The sequence below is a fragment of the Belnapia mucosa genome (genome assembly GCF_016775475.1).
In the GTDB taxonomy this organism is placed as follows: domain Bacteria; phylum Pseudomonadota; class Alphaproteobacteria; order Acetobacterales; family Acetobacteraceae; genus Belnapia; species Belnapia mucosa.
Map to the genome: position 1 here is coordinate 1 of NZ_JAEUXJ010000155.1, position 231 is coordinate 231.

General features: G+C 44.6%; 1 pseudogene. It reads left to right on the forward strand.

Features of this window, described 5'->3' with window-relative positions:
* A pseudogene (locus JMJ55_RS30745) lies at window positions 1-231 on the forward strand (IS30 family transposase); the annotation flags it as partial.

Sequence of the window (231 nt, forward strand, 5' to 3'; positions counted from 1 at the left end):
GAACAACGACCAAAATCTGTCAATCAGCGATTAGCTTTTGGTCATTGGGAAGTCGATACGGTACTTTCTAGCCGAGGTCAGTCACGAGCATGTTTGGTCACTTTTGTAGAACGTAAAACCCGGCTTCTATGGGCTATCAAAGCCCCTAATCGCACCGCCAAGGCCTTAAATGATACCTTTGGAAATTTTATGGGGACCTTCGGTTCCCAAGTGAAATCTATAACTGTTGAT